This is a genomic window from Fusibacter ferrireducens, from assembly GCF_015352425.1.
GTDB classification, from domain to species: Bacteria; Bacillota; Clostridia; order Peptostreptococcales; family Acidaminobacteraceae; genus Fusibacter_A; species Fusibacter_A ferrireducens.
In genome coordinates, this window is the sequence record NZ_JADKNH010000011.1 from 52,788 (window position 1) to 64,341 (window position 11,554).

The following is an 11,554-nucleotide window of genomic DNA, read 5'->3' on the forward strand; positions in this document are numbered from 1 at the left end:
GTGATCAATGATCGATATCATGTCTTGGAAACCTTAACTAGAGAAAGCAGTGTTGTTGAATATTTGGTTGAAGATATTAAAAAGAATCATCAGATTAAACGTATTCGAATATTTGATACGGAAATATCCAATTATGAGTTCGTAAAATCGATGGAAAAAAACTTTATAGATATCTCAACCTGTGTTCATGACAATATTTTGACTGCTTACGAATTTAAGCCGATTTACACAATCAATGGTAGTCGGGTTACTCGTAAACAGTTTTTTTATACTTATGAACATTATGACGAAAACACAACAGTTGTCTATTATGAACTCAATAAATCAGAAATCAATAGTGTCATTATACAGTTATGTAAAGCGATAAGATTTTTGCACTTCAGAGGTGTCATTTATAAATATCTCAATTTTAATTCCATAGTGCTATTGAGAGAAAATGGGCAGATCAAGCTTAAGCTCAAAGACCTTGCGAACAATTATATAAACGATTATTTTTTAAAGCTGGATCATGAACGATACCAGCAATTTATTGCGCCTGAAATACTGTGGGGCGAAGAGGTTGATTACCATGCAGATATCTATTCACTTGGTGTGATGTTTTATTATTTATACTATCGAGTGGATTTTACGCTGAAATCTCTACAAACGCTATCTAAAAATGTAAACAGTACAGATATTCACAAGTTTATACTGAAAGCGTCTAATCATATAAAAGATGAAAGACATAATAATATAAGAGAATTTATTGATGAATTGGCTAAATTAATTTGGATAGAAGTCGATAATGATGATGCGGAATTCTATGATCGCGTACATGAAAAAACGATTATTGTGGGCCGAGATGCCATTATAAACCAGTGCAAAGAAATCATATTTGATAAAATGAAAAAAATGGATGGTTTTAATGGCATCTATATTCAAGGTGAAAATGGGATGGGAAAATCTCGTGTACTTAAGGAACTTGAATATACGGCCAAATTTAATCGAATTGCTTACGTGACAATCGATGCAAAGAAGTCGAGCGACGATTGCTTTTATGCAATTAAAGAGATCCTCTCATTTATTCTAACGCAGGAGGATGTTTCGCCACTGCTCATTCAAAAATATGGACAAGAGCTTGTTAAAATAGTCCCGGAACTGGCTGTTAAATGGAATTTAAAAGAAGTGAGCCCTTTTAATTTAGAAAACCAGAAGATGAGACTTCTCAATAGAGCTTTTAATTTCTTTATAGAATACAGCAATAATAAGTATATGGTTTTGCTAGTGGATAATGAAGAGTATATTCACATAGATGAAAGGTATTTTTTTGATCAATTAGTGCATCATAAAGGGTATGGCAACTTTATGCTGATCTTTACAGGCGCCGAACAGGAGAGGTCTTATCAGAATCTTTCGGGAACCATACACGCTTTGAAACTCCCTTTTTTAAATTTAGAAGAAACGGGTAAAATCGTACAAAAGTCGCTGGGCATTGATAAAATACCTTATAGATTTACGCATAGAATTATGGTTGAATCCATGGGTAAACCAAGCAGTACAAAAAAACTTGTTCGAAAGCTGTGGTCTGAAAAGATCATCTATTTGGATAAGGAAAAGTTAAGATGGCATTTGGAAGAAGTGGATGATAGTTATAAGTTTGAATATTTTGAAGAGAATGACTTAGAAATCATTAAATTGGTTCAAGGCATCGCTCCAGAGCATGTAGAAATTTTAAGAAAGATATCTGTTTTGAAAAGTGCATTCAACTTGAATGTACTGCTTCAGTATGCGGACATTGATGAAGAACACGCTTATTATTTTATATATGAAATGGAAACCAAGAAGATCCTCAACAAGCGCATTAGCGATATTGAATATGTCTTTGGATTCTACAAGAATGAAGTCAAAAAACACTTTGCGAATTCTTTGACCTTAAATGAAGTAAAGCTTCTTTCTCGAAAAGCGGCTTCCATATATGAAAATCGGTACAAAAAATATCATGAAATCAACGAAGCACTCATTGATTATTTTATTGCATCTGAAGACCTCGTCAAGGCGGCTCAATACTGTGTTCTTTTTTCAAATCATTACATTGAAAAAAATAACAGTCACAAGGGGATCGACTTGCTTGAACAGGCAAACCAATTGTATGAGCGTCTAAACGATGTCACCAATATCATCACGACTTCCAAAAGTCTGATCAAAAATTATATCAGCGTGGGTAAGATTAGCAGTGCGTACGAGAAAATCGTGTTCCTCATTTCACTAACTGAGGACAGTCACCCAGAAGATTATATCGATGCTCAACTTGAGCTGGCAGACATCTATTATTATAAGAACGATATCAATAAAGCGGCAGAACATATTTCTTATTATTTTGATCAATCTCAAAAGCTCAATTATTTAGAAGGTGAATTTAAATCTGCTAAGCTTCTATGTCGATGCTTTACAGAAAAAGGTGAGCTGGATAAAGTGCTTAAGATCACAGAAATTTATTTGGCTAAGGCAAAAGCTGTAAATAATCTTTTTTTTACAGGGGCATTTTTAAGTGAACTTGGATGTTACTATCACCATGTAAACCAATTCGATGAAAGCCTTAAAGCGCTTAATGATGCACTGAAAGTCTTTATGGAGATCAATGATGATGAGTATATGATTAAAATATACAATAACTTTGGCGTGATTTACCTCGATGAACTTGGAGATTATATAGCTGCAAGAGATTACTTTAGAAAAGCATATAGTAGAGCAAACGCCCGTAATCAATACGTCACAATACCGGTGCATTTGAATAATCTTGGAGAAACCTATAAGATTGAAGGCAAGTTTCAAACAGCCATAAAATATTTTGAGGAGGCCTATTCTCTAGCAGAAAATGTTGGTGATAAAAACATGATCATCATATCCTTGATGAACTTATGCTATGTTTCTCTTCTGACGGAGAATTACGGTAAGACGCACACACTCATTAATAGACTTGAACATGAAATAAATGCTATAAAAAATAAAGAGTTTGACAAATTTGACTATTATATGCTTCATTTTGAATATTTTATTACGATGAATAGTGTGATGCAAGTTGAAAAATGGCGTTATAATTTTGATGCCGATGCACTTAAAGATGATTTTAGACGCTTTAGGATAAAAGTGATTGATCTCATCATAAAGTATCGAGAAAGTTCAATTGTATTTTCCAGAAGACAAGTCCCTTATGACGCTATTAAAGCTCTTGAATCCACTGTAAAGAATCCAACAGAGGCAATGGTCATTCGAAATTTTCTTTTAGAGATCATGCTGGACTTTATAGATTATGCGGATTTTGTTGAAGTAGAGAGATTGATAGAATTGGATGATCAACTCATAAGCTTTTACAACACAAAACATGTGCGATTAAAAAGAGATTTTGTGGATGCTTGCCGAGGTGAGGATAGTTTTATAAATGTGAAAGAAAGGATACCTCAACTTAGAGAAGAGTCACAAGAATTGCTTTGGAGAGCATACAAATTTTTGGGTGATGAGGAGTACCATGCGAATAATCAATATAATGCATTAAAGTTTTATTTAATGTCATTGGATATTATTGCAGATTTATCAATAGAAATTGCATCGGAATACAAAGAAACTTATATCCTATATGATGATTCCAAGATGGCACTAAAAAATAAAATCAATAAAATCATAAAAAATTTCTTGTACTTCGAAAGTGAGTCCGGTCATCAAGTTTATTTTGAAGATCGAATTGATACAGTTGATGATTACTTCGATTTAAATCATCTCAACTTGCTCTATCAGAATAAGAAATTCGTAAAATCCGTTTATGAAAATTATAAATTGAATCATGTGGGCGCTTTCAAATCGCCAACTGATTTAATTAAGAGCCTTCAAAGAGATGACCTTAAAAATCTTCAAATGATTCTGAAATATCTTGTTCATATGACACTAGCTGAACGTGGCATGATTTATATGTTAGATGCAAATGACAATATTGAAGAAATTATAAAAACTTCAGATGATATTCAAAGTTATGATGTTTTTAAATTGATCAATAGTATTGGCAATGACTTAGAGGGGATATACGTTTCAAAATTGGACACAGATACCAATGTACAAATGCTTTCGGATGATCAGAAGGGCATTATCTTCTTCCCAATCTATGAATCAGCTCATGAGGGACAAATGCTTGAAAAACGCCGTGATGATTTGCTCATTGTGAAGAAAAGGACTGTTGGATATGTGTTTCTAGATACGAATAATGTAATCAATCGATTTAATCAGCAGTCTTTCAATCAATGTAAGTCGTTCATGAACTTAACCTATCTGATGATGGACAATTATAATTTAAAATTGATATCATCTGTTGACAAGCTCACAGGCGTTCAGCTCAGAAAATCGATTGAGCTCGCCTTTACACGAGAACTCAATCTTTCAAGACAAAATAATACCTGTTTGTCTGTGATCATGCTTGATATTGACAAATTTAAAAATGTCAATGACACGTATGGACATCGCAAGGGAGATGAAATCCTTACGAAAATAGGGGACTTGCTCAAGGCCTCTATACGAAGCTCTGATTATGTTGGACGTTATGGTGGCGAGGAGTTTATCATCATCTTACCTGAAACCAATGCAACTGACGGTCTAAAAGTTGCTGAAAAAATTAGGCTCAAAGTGGATTATCAAAAATTGCTTGGGGAGGAGATGCCACTAACTGTCAGTCTTGGCGTTTCCACTTACCCTGATGATGGCGTTAATGAAGAAGAGCTTGTGGAGAAGGCAGATCAAGCGCTGTATTATTCAAAAAATAACGGACGGAATCAGTCTAATGGTTGGAATGAAAAGCTTGTAAAAGCAGGACATAGATATGATAAGTTGGCAGGGATTCTCACGGGTAATATTTCTTCTGACACGAGGAATGTGCAAGCTTTGACAGATATATTATCCCAATTGGAAAGTTCTAAAAGCGCTGAAGATCGTATTAAGGATACCTTCATTACATTGCTGGACATTACAGAAGCAGAAGAAATTTGTTTTATAAAGTTTGATGAGCAGTGGGCCATGGAAAAAGTTATCAGTAAAAAGAAGGGGCACGATATTTTAAGCGATGAACTTTACATCAATCAAAGACTTCTTGATCAGTTTAAAAATACAGCTCAAAGTCAGTATTTTATCGACTGGGAAGAGACGGTATTTTACGATGAGATCACTCATATTCCAAACTGGAAATCGTACATTGTCATCAGTTATAATGAACCAGATAAAAAAGGTATCCTTTCGATATCGGTACCGATACATGAAAAAGAACTCGACTTTAGTAATTATAACTTTGTTGAAACTTTAAAGTTAGTGATAAGTTATATATTATTTTAACATTTATTGCATTTTAGGTAGATAGTGACTATACTGATTTTGTGTGTAGTCACTTTTTTATGAAAAGAGGATATAATGATTTTAAACGACTTTTTACCCGTGAATAAAGCAGATCTACTCAAACTTGAGTGGGACTATTTAGATTTTATATTGGTCTCTGGGGACGCCTATGTGGATCATCCCAGTTTTGGACCAGTGGTTATAGCAAGAGTGTTGTTGGATGCAGGTTATCGAGTAGGCATCATTGCACAGCCGGATTGGAATGATCCCAATAGCATTGATATTTTAGGTGAACCCAGACTCGGTTTTTTGGTCTCTGCCGGCAATATGGATTCCATGGTGAATCATTACTATGTTTCAAGAAGACACAGAGAGACAGATAATTATTCTGAAGGTGGCGCCATGGGAAAAAGACCAGACCGAGCAACTCTGGTTTATACAAACTTAATTCGCAAGAAATATAAGGATAAACCGATTATATTGGGGGGGATAGAAGCATCGCTCAGGCGCTTTGCACATTATGATTATTGGGATGATTCTGTGAGAAGATCCATACTATTTGACAGTGCGGCAGATTTGCTCATATATGGCATGGGGGAAAATCAAGTTGTTGAGATTGCAGAATACCTTAACAATGGCATTGAAGTTCAATATATTCAACATATTCCTGGGACATGCTATCTGACAAAGTCACTGGAAAACTTGGATCAATATATAGAAATACCCTCATTTGAAAGCGTCAAGAACGATAAGATCCAATATGCTCAGGCTTTTAAAGTTCAATATGATGAACAAGATCCCATTAGGGGGAAGACCATTGTACAAAGACATAGTGAGACTTATCTAGTACAAAATCCGCCGACCATGCCCCTTGAAAGGGCACGTCTTGACTGGGTTTTCAAGTTAGGCTACATGCGAAATTACCACCCTATGTATGAGGCGGGAGGTGGTATTCCTGCGATTAAAGAAGTGAAAATGGGCATTATCAGTGAACGTGGCTGTTTTGGAAACTGTTCATTTTGTGCTCTTGCTTTTCATCAAGGACGTATTATTACATCCAGATCTCATGAGTCCATAATAGAAGAAGCCAAGATGATACAAATGGATGTGGACTATAAAGGCTATATCAACGATGTTGGAGGCCCAACCGCTAATTTTAGGCATCCTGCCTGTAAAAAACAGCTTAAAGTTGGCACTTGCAAGCACAGACAATGCCTTCATCCAGAACCCTGTGAACATTTAGACACAGATCATAGCGACTATGTGGAGCTTCTTAAAAAATTGAGGCATTTAGAGGGGATTAAAAAAGTATTTATCAGAAGTGGTATCAGATATGACTACCTTATGCACGATCAAGAAGATGCATTTTTCTATGACTTGTGCCAGTATCATGTAAGTGGACAGCTTAAAGTGGCGCCTGAACATATAGATGAGACTGTTCTGGATTACATGGGCAAACCAAGCGGTAAACTCTATGGTCAGTTTGTTAAAAAATTTGATCAAATTAATAAAGAACTTCAAAAAGAGCAGTATATCATTCCGTATCTTATGAGTTCGCATCCAGGGAGTACAATTCACTCTGCTATTAAGTTGGCAGAATACCTTAGAGATATCAATTATACGCCGGAACAGGTTCAAGATTTTTATCCGACCCCTGGCACCATGAGCACTTGCATGTATTACACTGAGATAGATCCAAGAACGATGAAACCCGTCTTTGTGCCTAAGAGCAACAAAGAGAAGGCCATGCAACGTGCGCTGCTTCAATATAAAAATCCGAGAAATTATGATTTGGTCTATGAAGCACTTATTCTTGCAGGTAGGCAGGATTTGATCGGGTTTCATGTAAAAGCGCTCATAAAACCAAGGACCAATGTGCCTAAAGCAGGTGGTAGTAAAAAGAGTAAATCCAGCAAACGCAAGACACCCAGTTCAAAAACGTCTATAAATTCAATTGAGAAGACTAAAAAAAGACGGTAATTCGATAGTATGGTATTAACGAAATCCAATTTTGAGGGGTGTTAAAATGAAAGCAAATATGGTTATTATTGATGGAAAAAGTTTAACAATTGAAGATGTAGTCAATGTTTCAAGACATAATTTTAAAATCCAAATTGCTGAAGAAGCTTTAGCGGGTGTGGATAAAGCTAGAGAATTAGTAGATCGTTTTGTCGATGAGAAAAAAGTAGTTTATGGTATTACCACAGGTTTTGGTAAATTTTCAGATGTTGTCATCTCAAAAGAAGAAACGACGGATCTTCAAACAAATCTTATAATAAGCCATGCATGCGGGGTGGGGACGCCATTTTCAGAAGATGTTTCAAGAGCAATTATGTTGTTGCGTGTCAATAATCTAGTCAAGGGACACAGCGGCGTAAGACGCATTACCCTAAATACGCTTGTTGAAATGATTAATCGCGGTGTACATCCGATTATTCCTGAAAAGGGCTCTTTGGGTGCAAGCGGAGATTTGGCGCCACTTGCACATATGGTTCTTGTGATGCTCGGTATTGGTGAAGCCATGTATCAAGGCGAAAAACTCTCTGGTGCTGAGGCAATGAAAAAAGCAGGTATTCAGCCAATCGTGTTAACTTCTAAAGAGGGATTGGCACTTATCAATGGGACACAAGTTATGACTGCGGTGGGGACACTTGTCACTTATGAAGCGATACAACTGTTAAAACTTGCGGACATTTCTACTGCCTTGACGGTTGAAGCACTAAAGGGCATTACAGATGCTTACGATCCTAGATTACATCAAGTTAGACCGCATTTAGGCCAAATCAAAACGGCAGAAAACTTACTCCAAATTTTGAAAGGGAGCAAGCTCACAACAAAACAAGGTGAAATTAGAGTACAAGATGCCTATACACTGAGATGTGTGCCTCAGATTCACGGTGCAAGTAAAGATGCAGTTCAATACGTTATAGATAAAATAAATATAGAAATTAATGCGGTTACAGACAATCCGATTATTTTTCCAGATGATGAAGTAGCCTTTTCAGGTGGAAATTTTCATGGACAACCGATGGCACTGCCTTTTGACTTCTTAGGCATAGCAATTGCAGAAATGGCGAATGTCTCAGAAAGAAGAATTGAGAGACTTGTCAATCCTCAACTCAGCAATTTACCAGCTTTCTTAACACCAAATGGTGGCCTGCATTCTGGCTTTATGATTGCTCAATATGCAGCAGCAGCGCTGGTATCTGAGAACAAAATATTGGCACATCCAGCAAGTGTAGATTCTATTCCTTCATCGGCAAATCAAGAAGATCACGTGAGTATGGGGACAATAGCGGCGAGAAAAGCAAGAGATATCCTATTCAATGCTCAAAACGTAATTGCAATCGAATTGCTGGCATCTGCACAGGCTATTGACTTCGATGATGCGAGCAAATTGGGTGCTGGTTCAAGAGCAGCATATGATGTCATTAGAAGAGAAGTTTCAAAAATTGAAGAAGATCGTGTAATGCATCTAGATTTTAATAAAATATATGATATAATTAGAACTAATGAAATCGTAGAAAAAGTAGAGCATGTCGTTGGGACATTGGCTATTAATTAGAAAGGTGATTATTTGTTATCTCAAGAAAAATTAGATCGTATCAATTTTTTGGCGCATAAAAAAAAGACTGAAGGATTGAACGATGAGGAGCTCAAAGAGCAGTTAGAGCTTCGTGAAGCTTATTTAAAAGCTTTTAGAAGTAGCTTTAAAAAGCAATTGGACAACATAGAAATTGTCTATAAAGATTAATTTTTGGGTAGATATCCCTTGAAACGATTAAAATTTCATTGGAGGTGTTTAAATGGCGGAGAAACAATATATTGTATTTAAGCTAAACGACGAAAAATTCGCAACCAATATCCACCACATTGCATCCATAACAGATTATGCTTCAATTACGTCGTTGCCAAATGGACCTGCATATGTGGATGGCCTTTTAAATCTAAGAGGCGATATCATACCTGTTGTCAATCTAAAAAAGAGATTTAAAATGACTGATACTGCTGCAAGGGATAAGCGTATTTTAATTGCGAGAAAAGAGGATGTGCTCATAGGATTTTTAGTGGATGACGCTTCACAATCTATGGCTGTAGACGAGCAAGATATATTGCCACCGCCTAAAATTGCAATTAAAAAGGATAATGCTTACATTTCAGAAGTATGTATCCATGAAAATGAATTGATTATCGTTATAGATTTTGATAAAATTTTGACAGATGATGAAATTAGTGAAATATTGGAGATCAATTAGTTGACAATTGTGAATTAAATAGGACCTATTTACTAAAAAAGCTCACGTTGTGTATATGCGTGAGCTTTTATGATATAATAATTATTAATTAAAACGTGGTGGAGTGTGTATTTTGAAGAATTTCATTGAAATAAAGGAATTGGATCAAATCATTAATAAAACAGCTGTGTCCATAGAAGATGGGAAAAAAGAAATCTTCGAAATATCTGAGAAGACGAGACAGGACTATAATCACTACGAACAGGAACTTTTAAATATCAAGACCAAGTTAACTTTAATTGTCAACGAAATTGACAAGGTTGAGATTAAAGCTAAAATGGCTAAAAATATGATTGCAACGATTAATGCTCACTTCGATGAATTTACGGAAAAAGACATCAAAGATGCTTATGAGTTGTCCCAAAAAGTTCAGATTGAACTCTCTGTTAAAAGACAGGAAGAAAGAGAACTTCAGGAGCGTAAGATGGAATTGGACAGACTTTTGATTACGTCAAAGGATGTCATGAAACGTTCCGAGGTGCTTGAGACAAAAGTAAGTGTTGCACTGGATTATTTGACCAATAGTATTTTTGAGCAAGTGGAAGATCATAAGCACAAAAAAGAAGTGAGTCTAAAAATTATAGAAGCTCAGGAAAATGAAAAAAAACGGATTTCTAGGGATATTCATGATGGTCCAGCTCAATCGTTGGCCAACATAATATTCAAAGCGGAATACCTCTCTAAAATTATTGACGTGGCACCACATAAAGCTAAAAAAGAAATTTCAGAATTGCAAGAAGACATACGGAATACTCTGAAAGATATTCGAAAAATAATATATGACCTCATGCCCATGTCGCTAGATGATTTAGGCCTTATCCCAACGCTCAACAAATTGATTTCTAATTTGTTGGAGGGTCATGCACTGCAAATTGAAATGAAACTTAAAAATCGAATCCCTATAAATGATCCACTTATTAATCTCACTGTTTTTAGAGTGGTGCAAGAAAGTTTTAATAATATGGTTAAACACTCAAAATGTAAAAATGCATTATTAATAATTGACTGTACTGAAAGACAAATTGAGGTAGAAATTATTGACGATGGTATTGGGTTTGATGCTCAGGAAATGCTTTTAAAACCTAGCGGTTATGGCCTATACAATATGAGAGAGAGGATCGAAATGCTTAACGGTACTTTTTCATTAAAGTCACAAATTGGTAAAGGCACCAAAATAAAAATTGTAATACCTAATAAAATATCTTGATGAAAGATGAATTTGGAGGAAGTAAATGAAACCGATAAAAGTTGCGATTGTGGACGACCATGCACTGATTCGTGAAGGTATTAAGAAGTTGCTTGAGCTTGAGGAAAGTCTTGAAATTGTTTTTCTGGCTGGTGATGGTCAGGAAACCATTGAATTGTTGGAAGCGCATATGCCGGATGTTATTCTTTTGGATATCAATATGCCGAACTTAAACGGAATTGATACATTGCGCATTTTAAAAGATCAGTTCAGTGAGATTAAGGTCATTATGCTTACCATTCATGAGGATGCACAGTATTTGATTGAGACAATCAATATAGGTGCTGAAGGATATGTGCTCAAAGATGCCGATGTTTCATCACTGGTAAAAGCAATTCATAAAGTCACACAAGGTGAACTTTACATTCATCCAACACTTTCAGGCATTTTGGTCAAAGAATACAAAAAGAAGGATAAGTCCATTGATGAGATGATTGGCACGAATTTGACTAAGCGGGAATATGAAGTCATCAAATTAATTTCTCAAGGCTATAATAACAAAGAAATCGCAACGGAGTTATTTATCAGTGAAAAAACTGTAAAAAACCATGTCTCTAATATTTTTAAAAAGATAAAAGTAACTGATCGTACTCAGGCGGCACTTTATGCCATTAAACATAATATTACAAAAATTTAATTCACTTGAACCTTAAATAATATTTCGATA

Annotated in this window: 7 protein-coding genes; all 7 read left to right on the forward strand. The window is 35.5% G+C overall.

The genetic code is table 11. The features are described from left to right. The 7 genes from ISU02_RS17080 to ISU02_RS17110 all read left to right on the forward strand — a co-directional run bounded on the left by ISU02_RS17080 (position 1) and on the right by ISU02_RS17110 (position 11,524). Positions 1–5,346 carry a diguanylate cyclase gene (locus ISU02_RS17080; protein ID WP_323985057.1) on the forward strand — a complete coding sequence of 1,782 codons (5,346 nt, stop codon included), beginning with the start codon at positions 1–3 and terminating at the stop codon, positions 5,344–5,346. Positions 5,347–5,421: 75 nt separating this feature from the next. Next, positions 5,422–7,326: a YgiQ family radical SAM protein gene (locus ISU02_RS17085; RefSeq protein ID WP_194703058.1), complete on the forward strand. Its 1,905-nt coding sequence runs from the start codon at positions 5,422–5,424 to the stop codon at positions 7,324–7,326. Between the two features lie 46 nt (positions 7,327–7,372). Next, on the forward strand, positions 7,373–8,911 hold the full coding sequence (gene hutH / locus ISU02_RS17090) for a histidine ammonia-lyase (RefSeq protein WP_194703059.1): 1,539 nt from the start codon (positions 7,373–7,375) through the stop codon (positions 8,909–8,911). A gap of 12 nt (positions 8,912–8,923) precedes the next feature. Continuing rightward, positions 8,924–9,100: a DUF896 domain-containing protein gene (locus ISU02_RS17095; RefSeq protein ID WP_194703060.1), complete on the forward strand. Its 177-nt coding sequence runs from the start codon at positions 8,924–8,926 to the stop codon at positions 9,098–9,100. A gap of 52 nt (positions 9,101–9,152) precedes the next feature. Beyond that, positions 9,153–9,602: a chemotaxis protein CheW gene (locus tag ISU02_RS17100; RefSeq protein ID WP_194703061.1), complete on the forward strand. Its 450-nt coding sequence runs from the start codon at positions 9,153–9,155 to the stop codon at positions 9,600–9,602. A gap of 112 nt (positions 9,603–9,714) precedes the next feature. Next, positions 9,715–10,848 (forward strand): sensor histidine kinase, encoded by a 1,134-nt coding sequence (locus tag ISU02_RS17105; protein ID WP_194703062.1) that lies wholly within the window; start codon positions 9,715–9,717, stop codon positions 10,846–10,848. Positions 10,849–10,873: 25 nt separating this feature from the next. Continuing rightward, positions 10,874–11,524 carry a response regulator gene (locus ISU02_RS17110; RefSeq protein WP_194703063.1) on the forward strand — a complete coding sequence of 217 codons (651 nt, stop codon included), beginning with the start codon at positions 10,874–10,876 and terminating at the stop codon, positions 11,522–11,524. Positions 11,525–11,554: the final 30 nt, after the last annotated feature.